General features: G+C 59.8%; 17 protein-coding genes. 2 read left to right on the top strand and 15 right to left on the bottom strand.

The window, feature by feature from the left end; translation table 11 throughout:
• The 9 genes from GTQ41_RS06120 to GTQ41_RS06080 form a co-directional block, all read right to left on the bottom strand.
• On the bottom strand, positions 1 to 2,391 hold the full coding sequence (locus tag GTQ41_RS06120) for a phage tail protein (protein ID WP_047291933.1): 2,391 nt from the start codon (positions 2,389 to 2,391) through the stop codon (positions 1 to 3).
• Positions 2,392 to 3,027 (bottom strand): phage tail protein I, encoded by a 636-nt coding sequence (locus GTQ41_RS06115; RefSeq protein ID WP_047291931.1) that lies wholly within the window; start codon positions 3,025 to 3,027, stop codon positions 2,392 to 2,394.
• Entirely contained in the window at positions 3,024 to 4,019 is a 996-nt protein-coding gene (locus GTQ41_RS06110) for a baseplate J/gp47 family protein (protein ID WP_047291929.1), read from the bottom strand. Before GTQ41_RS06110 ends, GTQ41_RS06115 begins: the two co-directional genes overlap by 4 nt.
• Positions 4,016 to 4,348 carry a phage baseplate protein gene (locus tag GTQ41_RS06105; RefSeq protein ID WP_047291927.1) on the bottom strand — a complete coding sequence of 111 codons (333 nt, stop codon included), beginning with the start codon at positions 4,346 to 4,348 and terminating at the stop codon, positions 4,016 to 4,018. Before GTQ41_RS06105 ends, GTQ41_RS06110 begins: the two co-directional genes overlap by 4 nt.
• A 14-nt stretch (positions 4,349 to 4,362) precedes the next feature.
• Positions 4,363 to 4,971 (bottom strand): phage baseplate assembly protein V, encoded by a 609-nt coding sequence (locus GTQ41_RS06100; RefSeq protein WP_047291925.1) that lies wholly within the window; start codon positions 4,969 to 4,971, stop codon positions 4,363 to 4,365.
• Positions 4,972 to 4,974: 3 nt separating this feature from the next.
• Positions 4,975 to 5,496 (bottom strand): hypothetical protein, encoded by a 522-nt coding sequence (locus tag GTQ41_RS06095; protein WP_047291923.1) that lies wholly within the window; start codon positions 5,494 to 5,496, stop codon positions 4,975 to 4,977.
• A gap of 72 nt (positions 5,497 to 5,568) precedes the next feature.
• Complete coding sequence (locus GTQ41_RS06090; protein ID WP_047291921.1) at positions 5,569 to 5,910, bottom strand: phage holin family protein; 342 nt, start codon at positions 5,908 to 5,910, stop codon at positions 5,569 to 5,571.
• 143 nt (positions 5,911 to 6,053) lie between these two features.
• Positions 6,054 to 6,476: a tail fiber assembly protein gene (locus GTQ41_RS06085; protein WP_047291919.1), complete on the bottom strand. Its 423-nt coding sequence runs from the start codon at positions 6,474 to 6,476 to the stop codon at positions 6,054 to 6,056.
• A gap of 540 nt (positions 6,477 to 7,016) precedes the next feature.
• Positions 7,017 to 7,751 (bottom strand): XRE family transcriptional regulator, encoded by a 735-nt coding sequence (locus GTQ41_RS06080; protein ID WP_047291917.1) that lies wholly within the window; start codon positions 7,749 to 7,751, stop codon positions 7,017 to 7,019.
• Positions 7,752 to 7,960: 209 nt separating this feature from the next.
• Here GTQ41_RS06080 and mutS point away from each other — a divergent pair, with 209 nt between their 5' ends.
• Positions 7,961 to 10,543 (top strand): DNA mismatch repair protein MutS, encoded by a 2,583-nt coding sequence (gene mutS / locus GTQ41_RS06075; RefSeq protein ID WP_047291915.1) that lies wholly within the window; start codon positions 7,961 to 7,963, stop codon positions 10,541 to 10,543.
• 163 nt (positions 10,544 to 10,706) lie between these two features.
• Entirely contained in the window at positions 10,707 to 11,030 is a 324-nt protein-coding gene (gene fdxA / locus GTQ41_RS06070; protein WP_003222178.1) for a ferredoxin FdxA, read from the top strand.
• Between the two features lie 577 nt (positions 11,031 to 11,607).
• Here the strand turns inward: fdxA and rpoS are convergent.
• The 6 genes from rpoS to ispF form a co-directional block, all read right to left on the bottom strand.
• Positions 11,608 to 12,618: an RNA polymerase sigma factor RpoS gene (gene rpoS / locus GTQ41_RS06065; RefSeq protein WP_047291913.1), complete on the bottom strand. Its 1,011-nt coding sequence runs from the start codon at positions 12,616 to 12,618 to the stop codon at positions 11,608 to 11,610.
• Positions 12,619 to 12,723: 105 nt separating this feature from the next.
• Complete coding sequence (locus GTQ41_RS06060; protein ID WP_047291909.1) at positions 12,724 to 13,605, bottom strand: peptidoglycan DD-metalloendopeptidase family protein; 882 nt, start codon at positions 13,603 to 13,605, stop codon at positions 12,724 to 12,726.
• A gap of 212 nt (positions 13,606 to 13,817) precedes the next feature.
• Positions 13,818 to 14,453, bottom strand: a complete 636-nt coding sequence (locus GTQ41_RS06055) for a protein-L-isoaspartate(D-aspartate) O-methyltransferase (protein ID WP_169841266.1) — start codon at positions 14,451 to 14,453, stop codon at positions 13,818 to 13,820.
• 41 nt (positions 14,454 to 14,494) lie between these two features.
• Positions 14,495 to 15,244, bottom strand: coding sequence for a 5'/3'-nucleotidase SurE (gene surE / locus GTQ41_RS06050; RefSeq protein ID WP_047291906.1), 750 nt, complete (start codon positions 15,242 to 15,244; stop codon positions 14,495 to 14,497).
• Positions 15,232 to 16,290, bottom strand: a complete 1,059-nt coding sequence (gene truD / locus GTQ41_RS06045) for a tRNA pseudouridine(13) synthase TruD (RefSeq protein ID WP_047291903.1) — start codon at positions 16,288 to 16,290, stop codon at positions 15,232 to 15,234. Before truD ends, surE begins: the two co-directional genes overlap by 13 nt.
• Positions 16,287 to 16,760: a 2-C-methyl-D-erythritol 2,4-cyclodiphosphate synthase gene (ispF, locus tag GTQ41_RS06040; RefSeq protein WP_027611044.1), complete on the bottom strand. Its 474-nt coding sequence runs from the start codon at positions 16,758 to 16,760 to the stop codon at positions 16,287 to 16,289. Before ispF ends, truD begins: the two co-directional genes overlap by 4 nt.
• Positions 16,761 to 16,776 lie beyond the last annotated feature (16 nt).

The raw sequence follows: 16,776 nt of genomic DNA, 5'->3' as shown, positions 1-16,776 counted from the left end.
TTAGTTACCTATGGCCAGATAGCGGAGGTTCGTCGTCGCCACGTTACTCCAAGCGGTGAAGCCGGTCGTTACTGGACTTACACCCAAAGGATGAGCCCCCCCACCCCCATCAGTAGCTATCATTTGAAAGACGTTGTTACGGAAGGCAATTGGGAAAGTGAAGTTTGCGGATGTCCCCGGCATGTTCGCCAACCCCCATTGCAGCATCAAGCCACCGAGCCACGAGGGGAAAATGATGTATCCATTGGTGGCGAGGCTGATCTCGAATCCGAGGCGCAGTTTTTTTGGCGATACAATGACTGTATCGTCGGTTCCTGCGTTGGTTTGATTCTGGGTAGCGACTTTCGCTGTGCCTTGGTTGGTTTCAGTGGCCTGTTGCGACAGAACGGCCAGAGCCGCGATATCGATGCCTCCCTGATTGACCGGTGCGTTCCAGGCCTTGATGCACCACATGACGGCGAGGTTGCGGGGGCGGGTTTCAGTTCCGCCAGTGTTCACCGTATTTTGGGCGTTCACCATCTGCATAGTGGAACCGCTATCTACCGGGGAAAGAAATGCACCCACTGAGATACTCGCTGCCGCACCATTAATATTGCCTGCCTGCCAATTACCTGCGGGATCAAAGGTCGCAGCAGTGCCATCAAAATAGCGGTGGTTGTGCGCAGCAAATGCCTCTGCTTGAGTCGTGCCGACACCCCTTCCAGCATCCACACCACGCCCATGGTCCCAGCCACGCAGGAACTCACCGCGCGACTCCGGCAAGCGGAAGTTACCCGCCCCCTCGTTACCCTTGTTGTAAGTGGTACCGAGAAAAGCCGCTAGATCCGGATAAGTCGCAATGCTCTGCACACTGCCATCCAGTTCCAGATAACCGGGAGCGACGATGCCTGTCGGGAATGCCAGAACAGCGCCCACCGGAACGGCGGATTTGAGCCGTTCGACTTCCTTCGCCAAGGCCGCTACATCGATGGTTCCCTGATTGACCGGAGCGTTCCAGGCTTTGATGCACCACATGACGGCGATGTTGCGTGGGCGTGCCTCCGCCCCACCCGATGCCTTTGTTACAACATCGTCCGTATTGTTGTACTGCTGGAGATAGTTCCGCCTGACGTCGCCGGCCATGAAAATATCGGCGATAACGTCGTAGGTCGTCCCGTGAATATGGGATTTGTTGTCGTCCGCCTGCCAACTACCAAGACCACGTCCAGCATCCACCCCACGCCCATGATCCCAACCGCGCAGGAACTCACCACGCGCCTCAGGCAAGCGGAAATTCCCAACCCCCTCATCCCCCTTGTTGAACTTGCCACCCAGATAAGCGCTCAAGTCCGGGTAAGTCGCACTGCTCTTGACGCTGTTATCCAGCTCAAGAAAACCCGGCGGCGGGGCGTCAACTGGAAACGCGACAATCGAACCCACAGGCAACGCCGATGCCTTGGCAATCAACGCTTCGACTTCAGCCTTGGTGTAGGAATCCTTGATCCCGAACCCGGCCAGCGTTTCAGGATTGGCCCCGGCAGTCGCCCGACCATACTCATCAACGGTCAGACTCTTGTAAGTGCCGGCAGCAATCCCTGTGCGCCCCGCCAACATCTTGAACGTCAGCGCAGTAGTGCCAAGGGTAATCGGCGCATTCGTGGTCAGGTGCCACAGCGAATCACCGTTGGCCGTACCCTCCTCCACCATGACCGTCAGGCCTGGCGTGACCTTGGCGCTGGTATTGGCATCAGTCGCCCGCACCCAGTCGCCATTGGCGACAATCCACAGGCCGTTGTCCTTGGCCAGGGTCTGGTTCGCCAGCAGCACACGGTCGCCGGCAATCACGGCCACGCCGTCGATTTGCTGCGCGCCGCTCAACACGATATTGGTGGAAGCCGCGACGCGCACCGATTGCTTGCCATCGAGTTTGCCGAGTTCTTCGGCGAGGTAACTCATTACCCAAGCGCGGGTGGCTTTGACCACCGTGTCGTCGATCAGCAAGGTCACCAACGACGCATTGCTGGTCTCAAAAATCGAGCGAATGTAGAACTCTTTACCCGAGCCCGACGTCGCCAACACCGGCTTGAACGACTCCGGGTATTTGACGATGGCGTAGAGAATCCCGGTGTCGGTCCACAGCCCGGCTTCACGCACATACCAACCGCCAACGTCCGGCGGAATGGTCACTTCGGCGAGCAGCCAGCTCGGGTTCTTCTCGTCCTGGAACAGGGCATTGAGCGGACCGCGCCAGACTTCGCGTTTCAGCGCGGTAGCCGTCGCGGCCGGGTTGTAGACCGCGCCGCCGCCGTCGCCGACGGAAATCTGCGTCAGCTTGATCGGCAGGCCCGCAGCCTTGCACGCCGTTTCGTAGGCAATCCCTGCGTTGGTGAGCAGGGTGTAATAGTCAGCCATTCAGGCCCCCTGAGGATAAATAGTGGATGTTTCGACGGTGTACATGCCGGCAGCCAGGAGCGCCTCTCCCGAGGTTTCGAGCCCTTCGATGAACACCGGATAAACCGTGGTCAGCTCACCGCAAAAGGTCGCAGCGGCAATGGAATGACTGCCGAACGCGCTCAAGCCAACTGTCACCGAAAGAATGTCCCGTTCGCTCTTGGCATCGGCCAGACGCCGGTCGAGACGGGTGTCGATTTCTGCGCTGTAAGGCTGCTCGCTGAAGGCGCGTACGCTGAAGCTGTAAGGCACGCCGGGCGGCGTCTGTTCGTACCAGGCGCGGACTTCGGGGCGCAGTTGCAAGCCCTTGGCCGCGTTCTCCAGCGCCTTGCGGGTGCCGGCCTGGCGTGCGGTGGGCCAGGCCAGTTCGACGGTCAGGCGCTTCTCAGTTTCCGGTGCGCTGGTGCTCCATTCGGCGACACCGCGATCCGCTGCCAGATACGGCAGGAATGCGACCGGTGTTTCGTTCGGATTCATCAGTTCGGGGAACGGCGGCGCGATGCGATCAAGCAGTGCGCCGAAGCCCAGATCCAGTCCACGTTCGAGTGCCGAGCTGTTGGCCGGCAGCAACGTCGGGCGATGCGTTGGCTCACTCATAGCGTCAGCACCTCGACCTCGACCGCCGTGCAGTACGGCGCCTCGAAGGCGCTGGTGATGATCGGCGCCAGCGGCTCAAGAATCTGCAGTTGCACGGCGCCGGCGCTGTGCAGTGTGTAGTCGATCCAGCTCGGATCGACCCGCCCTTCGAGGCGATGGCAACTGTCGGCGTAGGCTTGCAATTGCTGTTGTGCGGCGACTTTGGTCAGGCCCGAGTCGGGGCCGGAATTGATCTTCGCCACCACGCGAATCTTGTAGCGGTGAATGTCAGCTGCCTTGACCGTGACCAGGTCGGTTTCCGGTCGCACATCAGGGCGGGCGAAGTGCTGACGCACGCCATCAAGCAGGGCTTGCGACGGTGTCCCATCTCCCTCCCGAGCGAGCACCGTGACCTGCACTTCGCCCGGTGCGGTGCGGCGACCGTTGCCGTCCTTGACCTGTGCGGCGAGGCCGTCCGGGTTGAAGGTGTAGGTGACATTCACCACACCTCCATCCGTCGATTCGACCTTCACCGTTGGCCGTTCACCGAGGGTGAATACCTCGCGGCGATACTGCATCCGCGAGCCCGCAGCCGGGGCATGTGGCGCCAGGTAATAACGCAACCGGGCGTCGTCGTCGCTTTCATAAATCGGTGGTATTGGCGGGAAGGCTGCCGGGTCGCCCGCGTCGAGCAACTGCCTTTCAAGGCCCATGTCCGCCAGCCGTGCATCGAGGTTGCTGCCAGTCGCCCACCACGCCAGCATCTGCTTGATGCGGGCGTTGTATTTGCGCTCGTGGGTTTGCAGGCGTACGCAGAAGGCTTCCAGCGCGAGGGTCAGCAGTTCGCTCTCGTTGTCGAGGCTGGTCTTGAGTTTCGCTGCGCTGTCCGGCGCTCGGGCGCCGACGTACTCGACGACGAAGGTCTTGAACTCGGCGAGCAAGTCTTCGAAGGCGTCGACAGTGATCAGCGCCGGTTCGGCCAATTGATTCTGGCCGGGGATCAACATGCTCATGTCACGACCTCGAATGTCTGTTGACGGTTTTTCCAGGTGCCGGCGAAGCGCAGCAGCAGACCCGCGCCCTGGCGGCTGGCGACGATCACGCTCGGCTGAAAATCGCTGATCCCGTTCTGCGTGTTGTAAAACGCTTGAGCCGCGTGGCTCTGGGCCAGAAGCAAAACGTCGTCACCGAGGTTCTGCCCCAGCAGCGTGGGGATCAGCGAGCCATAAAGGGGCCTTTTTTGCCGGGTGCCCAGCGGCGTGGTCAGGGCCCGTGTCGCGCGCTGCACGAACTGCAGCCAGTCGTCGACCGTGGCCCCGGAGTCTCTATCGATTCCGATCATGGGAAGCTCTTGATTCAGGGGCTGATGACGCGGCCCTGGTGATCCACCAACGGGCCGCTGAAGTGCACGCCCGAGGCGTCGATGCTCAGGCCGACGCCGCCGAGTTGCAGGCTGATCAGCTGCGGCGTCATCGTCAGTTGCGCCGGGCCGATGCTCAGTGCAAGCGACTCGCGAGAACCGGTGAAAGCCGCCGGGCCGTTCTGCCAGTGCAGAATGTGTGTGGCGTCGTCGTAACCGCTTTCAGTGCCGTCGACATAAACGCGGCGCGTCAGCGTCGGTACCGTCGCCGTCGGCGGAAATCGGTCACTGTTGAGGCCGAACAACGCCACGCTCTGCGCGCCGCTTTCACCGCTGCCGTAGTTGAGCAACAGACACTGCTCGCCCACGCTGGGAATCCGCGATTCGCTCTGCGCTCCGGCGCTCGGGTTGAAGAACTTGATGGCTGGTGTCAGCAGTCCTCCGTGGCTGACATGGCAAGTATTGCTTGCCGCATCGACTGCCTGACAGATGCCGATGCGACAGAAACTCTCGGCGCGGCGGTGCAGGTCGTCGATCTCCGCTTCCATCTCCGCCAGCCGCTCGATGATCGGCCCCAGTTGCATGCGCAGTAATGCGTCGAACATCGGTCAGGCCTCCAGCGCGGTGTATTGGTCGGGGTCGTCGATATTGCTGACTTCCCAGGTACGGGCGAATTTCGGCGTACCGAGCGGGTCGTCGAGCAGCGTCGGGCCGAGGTAGAGGGTCTGGGTGAAGGTCAGCGTCCACGCCTTGTATTGCTGCTCGGCGCGGGTGAGCACTGACGGCAGACCATCAATGTTCATCGGCAGGTCACATTGAGCGCCGGGTAGGTTCCAACGGTTGTCGGTGATCAGGTTTTTCAGCACCGCGATCAGATCGCACGCGGCAAAGGCACTCGCAGAAAGTGCCGGAATGACTTGCAGCGATACGGTCATGACGTGGGCGATACGTCCGTCGGCGCCACGCACTCCGGGCGCATTACGGTCGAAGTCAATCAATGCCCAGGCCTGAGCGCCGGGAGCGGTGAAGTCGTCGTGATTGCCAACCTGCAGATTCAGGCCGGCGCTGTTGCGCAGGGTTGTCGCCATCGCCGTGAACAGCTGCGAAGGCTGCTGGATCGGTGCGGGCATGCATGACCTCCTTTTCAATTGTCCACGCGCAGCCCCGCCGCATCAGTTGCAGCGAGGCAGGAAAGTGTTGAGTTACTGGGGATCGCGCGGCGGGGGAACTTCGCAGACGCCAATACGCTTGGCGGCCCAGCGTTCGTACAGACCGATGGCCACGTCGGCACCGGCCATGGCGGTCAGGCAACCGAAGGCACCAGCGGCCCAGATGGATAATCCGGCGGCATACAGCAGCATGATCGCCGAGACGCCGCAGATCATGCAGGCGCCGGAGCGCAGCGCCAGACGCCGTAGCAATGACCAGCCACGAGCGCCTTCCTTGTCGGCGCGCCACATTTCGCCGGACACCCCGCCCACCACGGCGAGGAGGATGACCAGCCAGATCGGCATGTCCGCCAACACTTGTTGCTCGTGTGTCATGTCACGCCTCCTGGTTTCAGTTGATGAGTGATGTGTGTTGGGTTCAAGCGATGTCTCTTCAGGTAGGCATTCCAAAAAGCCCGGTGGTGAGACCGGGCTTTTCAGTAATGCGCCCTAAAAGCGATTGCGTTGTTGCATTCGTATCAGAACGGCGCGACTGGCCAATTAATGACTGACGGGTAGCCAGGCTGTTTTTTTACTTCGCTGACAGCAACGAAATATTGCTTGTAAGCCGACAATGCCGTCTCATCATCAGAAGTCGCGGCGCCAATATCTTTTTTGTATTGCAGCGGATTGAACGTCAGCCAGTGAATCGCCGCATCAAACCGCTCGCTCATCCGCGCATTGGCAAGTACGACATAATCCTCATAAGTCGGCTCGGCAAAAACCCACTGGAATGTCTGGAACTGCGCCAGCCAACCCGCTTGAACAATCGTGTCTTGTGGCACGTCAATCCAGTAAGCAGGTCCACCAGGCAACGAAGGAAAGTCTTCAGCATCCACCACCTGGAGGACGACTTTGAAGTTCAGTTGGTAAACCGGCTCGATAAGTACGTAACGATTCATTTCATTTTCCCTATGGTTAATTTTTTTCAGTCGCGATTCCGCGGTTCTGCATACCGATCAGCGGGGAACGATGTCGGGCAGGCATTCCAAAAAGCCCGGCAATCCGCCGGGCTTTTCAGTAATGCGCTCCTTCGCCTTCCTTCAAATCCTGTATTCGAGAAGGAAGCTGACTTTTCGGCGCTACTGGCGCGGTACGAGTCCGTTCAAATTGTTTTTCCGACCGCGGTCCCTGCCCGCCGGATAACTGCTTCTGGTGCTTTACGCTGCACACCCGGGTCAGTTGCCAACCCTCTGAACCGTTGAGGCCGGTTCATCGCTGCCTGTTCTTGTGGAACTAAAGAGCTGTTGTTGCCAGCCGCTTTGTCGAGCGGCTTGGTGGCAAGAATATGCATGGATGCATATACAGTCAATGCATAAATGCATTTATTTATGCGCGAGAAATGCGCAGATGCATGAAAGCCACGTTGTACGAGGGTTTGAGGTTTTTGCGCAGACGAAAAAAAACCCGCCGATGGCGGGTTTTATCTGACTGGATTGCGGTTAACGGGCGTACATGCCCCACCAGAAGACGTGACCGAGGATGACGATCTGCTCGTCCTGCATATCCTGGAAGCTGTAGTCCTCGTCTGGATGCTCATCGCGATTGAAGCTGCGCAGACGGATGCCGGTCGGCAGGCGGTAAAGCTGCTTCACGCGCAACTGACCGTTGTGATTGATCGCATACAGGTCGCCATCGATGATGTCGCCGATGCCACACTTGCCCGCATTCACACCGACGGTGGCGCCGTCACGCAACACCGGCAACATGCTGTTGCCGCGCACTGTCACGCATTTGGCCTGGTCGAACTGCACACCGTTATGGCGCAGGCTGCGCTTGCCGAAGCGCAGGCTAGAGCGTTCGCTCTCTTCGATGACGAATCTTCCTGATCCAGCAGCCAATTCAACCTCGCGAAGAAAGGGCACCGACACCTCGTCGTCATCGACAGGGGTATCGTCGTCCCACAGGCTTATGTCCTTGAGTTCCGCATGCACGTCATCGCGCGCGCCACCGGTCGCGGTCGCCACATCGGCGCGGCCACGCAATTGATCAGTGCTCACATTGAAGTATTCGGCGATCTTCGAGATGTGTTTATCCGAAGGATCGACGATCTTCCCGCTGAGAATCCGCGAGAGCGTTGATTGAGGCACGCCGGTGCGACGGTGGAGCTCCGTGGGGGAGATCCCGTGCTGGTCGAGCAGTGCTCTTAAGACGGAGGATACGTTGCGTTTTTGCATAACGCGCATAGTGCTTGAAGTTTTTTCCGAAGACAAATGCTGATTTGCATAAATCGTGCATATATCACAATTAAACGCAGAAAGTGCCAGCAGGCCGTCATGCCTGCGTCGAGCCGACCGCCCATGGTAACCTTGCGCCCATCGCGGAAAAGCCCGGCGGTTGCCCTCGCTTTTGCCCTACATCATTTAACGAGTTACCTGACAATCCGATGAATAAAGCCGTCTCCGACCTGTCCTCCCACACCCCGATGATGCAGCAGTACTGGCGCCTGAAGAATCAGCACCCGGATCAGCTGATGTTCTATCGCATGGGCGACTTCTACGAGATCTTCTATGAAGACGCGAAGAAGGCTGCCAAGTTGCTCGACATCACCCTGACCGCGCGCGGTCAGTCGGCGGGGCAAGCGATTCCGATGTGCGGAATTCCATACCACGCGGCGGAAGGTTACCTGGCGAAACTGGTCAAGCTCGGCGAGTCGGTGGTGATCTGCGAGCAAGTCGGCGACCCGGCCACCAGCAAGGGCCCGGTGGAACGTCAGGTGGTGCGCATCATCACCCCGGGTACGGTCAGCGATGAGGCGTTGCTGGATGAACGGCGCGACAACCTGATCGCGGCGGTACTGGGCGACGAGCGCCTGTTCGGTCTGGCGGTGCTGGACATCACCAGCGGCAACTTCACCGTGCTGGAGATCAAGGGCTGGGAGAACCTGCTGGCGGAACTGGAACGGGTCAACCCGGTGGAACTGCTGATCCCGGACGACTGGCCAAAAGACCTGCCGGCGGAAAAACGCCGTGGCGTGCGTCGTCGCGCGCCGTGGGATTTCGAGCGCGATTCGGCGTTGAAAAGTCTCTGCCAGCAGTTTTCCACGCAAGACCTGAAAGGCTTCGGTTGCGAAGCCCTGACCCTGGCCATCGGCGCCGCCGGTTGCCTGCTGGCGTATGCCAAGGAAACCCAGCGCACCGCTCTGCCCCATCTGCGCAGCCTGCGTCATGAGCGTCTGGACGACACCGTGGTGCTCGACGGCGCGAGCCGCCGCAACCTGGAACTCGATACCAACCTGGCGGGCGGGCGCGACAACACGTTGCAATCGGTGGTCGATCGTTGCCAGACCGCGATGGGCAGCCGCCTGCTGACTCGTTGGCTGAACCGTCCACTGCGCGATTTGACCGTGCTGCTGGCGCGGCAGACCTCGATCACTTGTCTGCTCGATGGCTATCGTTTCGAAAAGCTGCAGCCGCAGCTCAAGGAAATCGGCGACATCGAGCGGATTCTGGCGCGGATCGGCCTGCGCAACGCGCGCCCCCGTGACCTCGCTCGTCTGCGCGATGCCCTCGGTGCCCTGCCGCAACTGCAAGTGGCGATGACCGACCTGGAAGCGCCTCACCTGCAGCGCCTGGCAGCCACCACCAGCACCTACCCGGAACTGGCGGCGCTGTTGGAAAAAGCCATCATCGACAACCCGCCCGCGGTGATCCGCGACGGCGGCGTATTGAAAACCGGTTACGACAGCGAACTCGACGAGCTGCAATCGTTGAGCGAAAACGCCGGCCAGTTCCTCATCGATCTGGAAGCCCGGGAAAAGGCCCGCACCGGCCTGGCTAACCTGAAAGTCGGTTACAACCGCATTCACGGTTACTTCATCGAACTGCCGAGCAAGCAGGCAGAATCCGCGCCGGCCGATTACATCCGTCGCCAGACTCTCAAAGGCGCCGAGCGCTTCATCACGCCGGAACTGAAAGCATTCGAAGACAAGGCGCTGTCGGCCAAGAGCCGTGCCTTGGCCCGCGAGAAAATGCTCTACGAGGCGCTGCTGGAAGATCTGATCAGCCAGTTGCCGCCGTTGCAGGACACCGCTGCTGCACTGGCCGAGCTGGACGTGCTGAGCAACCTTGCCGAGCGTGCGCTGAACCTTGACCTGAACTGCCCGCGTTTCGTCAGCGAGCCGTGCATGCGTATCACCCAGGGGCGTCACCCGGTGGTTGAGCAGGTGCTGACCACGCCGTTTGTGGCCAACGACCTGAGCCTGGATGACAACACCCGGATGCTGGTGATCACCGGGCCGAACATGGGCGGTAAATCCACCTACATGCGCCAAACCGCATTGATCGTGCTGCTGGCGCATATCGGCAGCTTCGTCCCGGCGGCCAGTTGCGAGTTGTCGCTGGTGGACCGGATCTTCACCCGGATCGGCTCCAGCGACGACCTGGCCGGCGGCCGCTCGACCTTCATGGTCGAGATGAGCGAAACCGCCAACATCCTGCACAACGCCACCGAACGCAGTCTGGTGCTGATGGACGAAGTCGGTCGCGGCACCAGCACCTTCGACGGTCTGTCGCTGGCATGGGCCGCTGCCGAGCGCCTGGCACATCTGCGCGCCTATACTTTATTTGCCACACACTATTTCGAACTGACCGTGTTGCCGGAAGCCGAGCCGCTGGTGGCCAACGTGCACCTCAACGCGACCGAGCACAACGAGCGCATCGTGTTCCTGCACCACGTCTTGCCGGGACCTGCCAGCCAAAGCTACGGCCTGGCCGTGGCGCAACTGGCCGGCGTACCGAGCGAAGTCATAGTGCGTGCCCGTGAGCATCTGAGCCGACTGGAAGACACCGCATTGCCGCACGAAGCGCCGAAGCCTGCCGTCAAAGGCAAACCGGCGGTCCCCCAGCAAAGCGACATGTTTGCCAGCCTGCCGCATCCGGTACTGGACGAATTGGCGAAAGTGGATCTCGATGACCTGACCCCGCGTCGAGCACTCGAATTGTTATATGCACTTAAGAACCGGATCTAAGCAGCAAAGAACCGGATATAACGCAAACGGCTTCAAGCTGTTAGAATCTCGCGCGGTTCGGGATGCTGCCGGTTAATAGCCTGGCTGGCAGACATCGCTCCCGAACCTGGCGACCCCAACCGTGAAGGGGCTACGCTGCCGCCGCCTGAGGAGAAAATTAGAAATGACCTTCGTCGTCACCGACAACTGCATCAAGTGCAAGTACACCGACTGCGTAGAAGTCTGTCCGGTGGACTGCTTTTACGAAGGCCCGAACTTCCTGGTGATTCACCCGGACGAGTGCATCGACTGCGCCCTGTGCGAACCGGAATGCCCGGCCGTCGCGATTTTCTCCGAGGACGAAGTTCCGGAGGATATGCAGGAGTTCATTCAGCTGAACGTTGAATTGGCTGAAATCTGGCCGAACATCACCGAGAAGAAAGAATCGCTGCCGGACGCCGAAGAGTGGGATGGCGTCAAAGGCAAGATCAAAGACCTCGAACGCTGATCTGTCGCGCGTTATGAAAGGCCCCTTGCGGGCCTTTTTGCTTTTGCGGGTTTTGCTTTTCTACAGGCAAAAAAAGGGGCGGTTTGACCCGCCCACATTTTTTCCCTATTCCCTGTATTCCTATTCATCGTCCTGATGAATCGCGTCCTGCGATGTCCGTTCCCCTCGTCCTTGAAGGGCGTGTCTGTCCGTCGACACAGTGCTGATATTAGAGAGTTCCCTGCCGAGAGCAATCGGCCTTCCAGGCTGGAAAGCACTGAAACAAGTCCTTCACATTAAAAAATAAGTATATTAATCAGTAGGTTATGTTTATTGTCGGGAAGCAATCGACGTCTGCCGTCCTGCAAAAATAGGGAACGCTTACGAAAGAGTAAGCCAAGGCTTACGCCGCGAGACTACAAATCCCAGCCCTCTCCTCTGTATCTGTAGGAACTGCCGAAGGCTGCGATCTTTTGATCTTGCTTTAAAGATCAAAATCAAAAGATCGCAGCCTTCGGCAGCTCCTACAGGGAGAGATTTCAGACAATAAAAAAGCCCCGAACCATTCGGGGCTTTTATGGACGGTTCTCAGAGGCGCTTACTGAAACAGCGACTCGCTCGACAGACCATTCTTCTCGAGGATTTCACGAAGGCGCTTGAGGCCCTCTACCTGGATCTGCCGCACCCGTTCCCGGGTCAGGCCGATTTCCAGGCCTACATCCTCCAGCGTGCTGCTCTCATGGCCGCGCAGGCCAAAGCGGCGAACGACCACCTCGCGCTGCTTGTCGGTCAGTTCCGAAAGCCATTGATCGATGCTCTGCGACAGGTCGTCATCCTGCAGCAGTTCGCATGGATCGGTCGGACGGTCATCCGTCAGGGTGTCCAGCAGGGTTTTATCCGAATCCGGACCCAGCGAGACGTCAACCGAAGAAACCCGCTCGTTCAGGCCGAGCATGCGCTTGACCTCGCCCACCGGTTTTTCCAGCAGGTTGGCGATTTCTTCGGGTGAAGGTTCGTGATCGAGCTTTTGCGTCAGCTCGCGTGCCGCCCGCAGGTACACGTTGAGCTCCTTGACCACATGGATCGGCAGCCGGATGGTCCGGGTCTGATTCATGATCGCACGCTCGATGGTCTGACGAATCCACCAGGTGGCGTAGGTCGAGAAGCGGAAGCCGCGCTCGGGATCGAACTTTTCCACCGCGCGGATCAAGCCGAGGTTGCCCTCTTCGATCAGATCCAGCAGCGACAGCCCCCGATTGACATAACGCCGAGCGATCTTCACGACCAGCCGCAGGTTACTTTCAATCATGCGCTTGCGCCCGGCAGGGTCGCCACTTTGCGACAGACGCGCAAAATGAACTTCTTCCTCCGGGGAGAGCAGTGGTGAAAAGCCGATTTCGTTGAGATACAGCTGCGTGGCATCGAGTGCCCGAGTGTAGTCGATGTACTTATGTTGTTTAAGTGAAGCGGAGTGTTTGGATTTGGAACGAACGGAAGGTGGAGCAGCCCCTTCATCATTCGACATCGAAGAATCCGAATCGATGCCGGCCTCCATAAGGAGAACCTCATCGTCGATGTCAAACTCCGGCACTTCTTTACTGAGAGCCATTGTTATAGTCCTTTGGTGAGTTCGACCCCAAGCTCAAGCGACGCCTTTATCCTTGGCAGCGCTGGAGCCTGTCCCCTCTACGCGACGGAACAGGCTGGCCTCAAATCAACGTCTGGGCAGGAACTGCAGCGGATCTACAGGTTTACCTTGTCGGCGAATCTCAAAATGCAGTTTCACCCGGTCTGTACCCGTTGACCCCATTTCGGCAATTGTCTGTCCGACCTTGACCTGCTGCCCCTCCCGTACCAACAGCCTGCGGTTATGTCCGTAGGCACTGACGTAGGTTTCGCTGTGTTTGATGATGACTAATTCGCCGTAGCCCCTTAAGCCACTCCCGGCGTAAACCACCGTCCCATCAGACGCAGCTAAAACAGGCTGTCCCAAATCTCCGGCGATATCAATTCCTTTATTCAAACTACCGTTTGAAGAGAATTTTCCAATCAGAATGCCATTAGATGGCCATCCCCAGCCGGTCGGGGCTGGCCCCGGTGGAGGCAGCGGAGCCGGGGCCGGTTTGCTCGCGACGGACGGTGCAGCCCCCGCAGAACCGGCGCCGGAACCGGTCACGGTAGTGGTCGTCGTGCCATTCGCCTGACGCCGGATTACCGTGGTTCTACTCGACGAAGACGGCGAAGAACTGCTGTTGCTGACCACCGCCGTCGGCGTTGAGCCGGTGCGGCCGTCAAAGCGAATTGTCTGACCCGGGTGGATCGTATACGGCGTAGGAATATTGTTCCGGGCCGCGAGGGCTTTGTAGTCCCAGCCGTAGCGAAAAGCGATGGAAAACAGCGTATCGCCCGGACGGACTACATACTGCCCGGTCGTTACCGCAGGACGTTGAGCCGCCGCACTGTTGCGATCGACCACCCGCACGTTGCTCGATTTGGTGCTGGAGCAACCGACCAGCAAGGTGCTCAATACAAGGCCAGTCACCAGGCGCTGAAAGCTCGTGTTACCCATACGCTGCGCAATGACTGTGAGACTCACCCGCCGCTCCCTTTGTGGTGGCTTAAATATGTGGAATGCCGAATCGCGGCAAGTAGTGTCGCAAGTATAACGGGCCGAATGGGCTTTACCGTTAAAGATGCGAAAACGCTTCACGCACACGTTTGCCTTTGGGCAATTCGTAGCGTTTAAACCTTCGCTGCCGGTGTAAGACACAGGCCAACGCAAGGAATTCAGCGCGCGCAAATAAATGCTCAGGCCAGTGGGCCATTGAGCAATGGCACGAAGCGCACCGCCCCCAGCACGTGACGGGAAAACCCGTGTTCTTCACGCACGATCAGCATCAGTTGCTGCACTTCTCCGGAGCCGACCGGAATCACCATCCGCCCGCCCGGTGCCAGCTGATCGAGCAACGCCTGCGGCACGTCGGTCGCAACGGCGGTGACGATGATGCCGTTGTACGGCGCCAACGCCGGCCAGCCTTCCCAGCCATCGCCCCAGCGGAACACCACGTTGCGCAAGTTCAGCTCGACCAGACGTTCCTTGGCCCGGTCCTGCAGGACCTTGATGCGCTCGACCGAGAACACCCGCTCAACCAGTTGCGACAGCACCGCCGTCTGATAGCCCGAACCGGTACCGATTTCCAGCACCTTGTCCAAAGGCCCGGCCTCCAGCAGCAGCTCGCTCATGCGCGCCACCATATAAGGCTGGGAGATGGTCTGGTTGTGGCCAATCGGCAGCGCGGTATCTTCATAGGCACGGTGCGCCAGCGCTTCATCGACAAACAGATGACGCGGCGTACGGCGGATCACTTCCAGCACCTTGGCGTTGGACAGGCCTTCTTCATAGAGGCGCTGGATCAGACGTTCGCGCGTACGCTGCGACGTCATGCCGATGCCGCTGCGCATTCTGTCTTCGTGTTCACGAGCCATTAGCGCAGTCCCTCCAGCCAGCCGTCGAGATGCCTGAAGGCATCATTGAAGGTGCGATCGAGCCGCAACGGGGTGATGGAAACGTAGCCCTGCATCACCGCATGAAAGTCGGTACCTGGCCCGCCGTCTTCGGCATCGCCGGCAGCGGCAATCCAGTAACCGGCCTTGCCACGCGGGTCGACCACTTTCATGGGGGCTGCGGCGCGGGCGCGATGGCCCAGACGGGTCAGTTGAATGCCACGAATATGGTCGATCGGCAGATTGGGAATGTTCACGTTCAGCACCGTGCGCGGTGGAAGGTCCAGCCCGGCATGGGCCTCGACCAGTTTGCGCGCGAAATGTGCGGCTGTCGCCAGGTTGTCCACCTGGCGCGAACACAGCGAAAACGCAAACGAAGGGCGCTCGAGAAAGCGCCCTTCGAGGGCGGCGGCCACCGTGCCGGAATACAGCACGTCATCGCCCAGATTGGCACCGAGATTGATCCCGGAAACCACCATGTCCGGTTCACGCTCCAGCAGGCCGTTGAGGCCCAGATGCACGCAGTCGGTCGGTGTTCCGTTGAGGCTGATGAAACCATTGGCCAGGTATTGCGGGTGCAGCGGACGGTCGAGCGTCAGCGAACTGCTGGCGCCGCTTTTGTCCTGCTCCGGGGCGATAACCACGCATTCGGTGTAATCCGCCAGCGCAGCATAAAGCGCGGCGAGACCGGGTGCGGTTACCCCATCGTCGTTAGAAATCAGAATACGCATGGGCTGTCCGTCTGCCCCACCGGCACCAGATCAACGAGTTCGCGCACCAATACGGTGGCGAAGCATCCGGCCGGGAGGACGAATTCCAGTTGCAGAATGTCAGGCTGGGGATAATGCCACGACAACCCGCCAATGGGCAGCCGCAGGATGCGACGTTCGTGGCTCATTCCGGCATTGATCAGCCAATCGCGCAGATCCGCCTCGCGAGCAGCAATCCCCTGCTCCAGATCATGGACAGCGCCGGTGGCCGGTGAGTCACCTTCGCCCCACTGCGGGCCGGTCGGGTGCAGGTCGAGAATCGCCAGGCGCGGATCGCTGCATTCGGCCTCACCGGCCGGGAAAAAACTGCGGCTGTCGGTGAACGCCAGCAGATCGCCGACTTGCGCCTGCTGCCAGGTGCCATCGGCCACCCGCGCCGCCAGCACTTGATTGAACAGAAAACTGCGCGCCGTCGACAGCAGACGCGAACGCACATTGCGCTGCTCGGGCAATGCCTTGCGCGCCGCCCACGCACGCGCATCAACGACGTTGCCGCCGTCATGGCCGAAACGCTGGGCGCCAAAATAGTTGGGAATGCCTTGTCTGGCGATCAGTTGCAGACGCTGCTCGATTGCGTCCTTGTCGCCGGCGAACTGGGTCAGGCGCAAGGTGAAGCCGTTGGCCGAATGCGCGCCGCGTTGCAGCTTGCGTTTGTGGCGCGTGGTCTTGAGGATCTTCAGCGTGTCGTTTTCCGCCGCCGAGAGATCCGGATCAGCCTTGCCCGGCAGTTGCACGCTGAACCACTGACGGGTCAGCGCCTGACGATCCTTGAGCCCGGCATAACTGACGGTGCGCAACGGCACCCCGGCGGCCTTGGCAATCCGCCGCGCTGCCTCTTCGGTGTTCAAACCGCGTTTTTCCACCCAGATCCACAGGTGTTCGCCATCACCGCTGAACGGGATGTCGAGCACCTCATCGACCTGAAAATCTTCGGCGATGGCTTTCAGAACCGCAGTGCCGAGGGGTTCGCCATAGGCGCGCGGGCCGAGCAGTTGCAGTTCGTTCATGCGCGCAGCAACAAGGCAACGGAATGCACGGCGATGCCTTCTTCGCGACCGACAAAGCCGAGCTTTTCAGTGGTGGTAGCTTTCACGTTCACTTGATCCAGTTCAACTTGAAGATCGGCGGCGATCAACGCACGCATCGCTTCGATATGCGGGGCCATTTTCGGTGCCTGGGCGACGATGGTGTTGTCGACGTTGCCGACTTTCCAGCCCTTGGCGTGGATCAGCGCGACCACATGACGCAGCAGCACGCGGCTGTCGGCGCCCTTGAATTGCGGGTCGGTGTCCGGAAAGTGTTTGCCGATATCACCCAGCGCGGCCGCGCCGAGCAAGGCATCGCTCAAGGCGTGCAGCAGGACGTCACCGTCGGAGTGAGCGAGCAGCCCGAAGCCGTGTGCAATGCGCACGCCGCCCAGAGTAATGAAATCGCCTTCAGCGAAACGGTGCACATCGTAGCCGTGGCCAATACGCATAAAAAAAACGCCCCGA

Source organism: Pseudomonas sp. AN-B15, from assembly GCF_019056475.1.
Taxonomy (GTDB): Bacteria; Pseudomonadota; Gammaproteobacteria; order Pseudomonadales; family Pseudomonadaceae; genus Aquipseudomonas; species Aquipseudomonas parakoreensis.
This window is presented reverse-complemented; position numbering and strand designations above follow the sequence as displayed.

Bases quoted from the DNA above. Each gene is read 5' to 3' on its own strand.
- truD (WP_047291903.1), bottom strand. From the start codon at position 16,290: ATGAACGAACTGCAACTGCTCGGCCCGCGCGCCTATGGCGAACCCCTC.
- ispF (WP_027611044.1), bottom strand. From the start codon at position 16,760: ATGCGTATTGGCCACGGCTACGATGTGCACCGTTTCGCTGAAGGCGAT.
- GTQ41_RS06105 (WP_047291927.1), bottom strand. From the start codon at position 4,348: ATGATCGGAATCGATAGAGACTCCGGGGCCACGGTCGACGACTGGCTG.
- GTQ41_RS06115 (WP_047291931.1), bottom strand. From the start codon at position 3,027: ATGAGTGAGCCAACGCATCGCCCGACGTTGCTGCCGGCCAACAGCTCG.
- GTQ41_RS06055 (WP_169841266.1), bottom strand. From the start codon at position 14,453: ATGACGTCGCAGCGTACGCGCGAACGTCTGATCCAGCGCCTCTATGAA.
- fdxA (WP_003222178.1), top strand. From the start codon at position 10,707: ATGACCTTCGTCGTCACCGACAACTGCATCAAGTGCAAGTACACCGAC.
- GTQ41_RS06120 (WP_047291933.1), bottom strand. From the start codon at position 2,391: ATGGCTGACTATTACACCCTGCTCACCAACGCAGGGATTGCCTACGAA.
- rpoS (WP_047291913.1), bottom strand. From the start codon at position 12,618: ATGGCTCTCAGTAAAGAAGTGCCGGAGTTTGACATCGACGATGAGGTT.
- GTQ41_RS06110 (WP_047291929.1), bottom strand. From the start codon at position 4,019: ATGAGCATGTTGATCCCCGGCCAGAATCAATTGGCCGAACCGGCGCTG.
- GTQ41_RS06085 (WP_047291919.1), bottom strand. From the start codon at position 6,476: ATGAATCGTTACGTACTTATCGAGCCGGTTTACCAACTGAACTTCAAA.
- GTQ41_RS06080 (WP_047291917.1), bottom strand. From the start codon at position 7,751: ATGCAAAAACGCAACGTATCCTCCGTCTTAAGAGCACTGCTCGACCAG.
- GTQ41_RS06095 (WP_047291923.1), bottom strand. From the start codon at position 5,496: ATGCCCGCACCGATCCAGCAGCCTTCGCAGCTGTTCACGGCGATGGCG.
- GTQ41_RS06090 (WP_047291921.1), bottom strand. From the start codon at position 5,910: ATGACACACGAGCAACAAGTGTTGGCGGACATGCCGATCTGGCTGGTC.
- GTQ41_RS06100 (WP_047291925.1), bottom strand. From the start codon at position 4,971: ATGTTCGACGCATTACTGCGCATGCAACTGGGGCCGATCATCGAGCGG.
- mutS (WP_047291915.1), top strand. From the start codon at position 7,961: ATGAATAAAGCCGTCTCCGACCTGTCCTCCCACACCCCGATGATGCAG.
- surE (WP_047291906.1), bottom strand. From the start codon at position 15,244: ATGCGTATTCTGATTTCTAACGACGATGGGGTAACCGCACCCGGTCTC.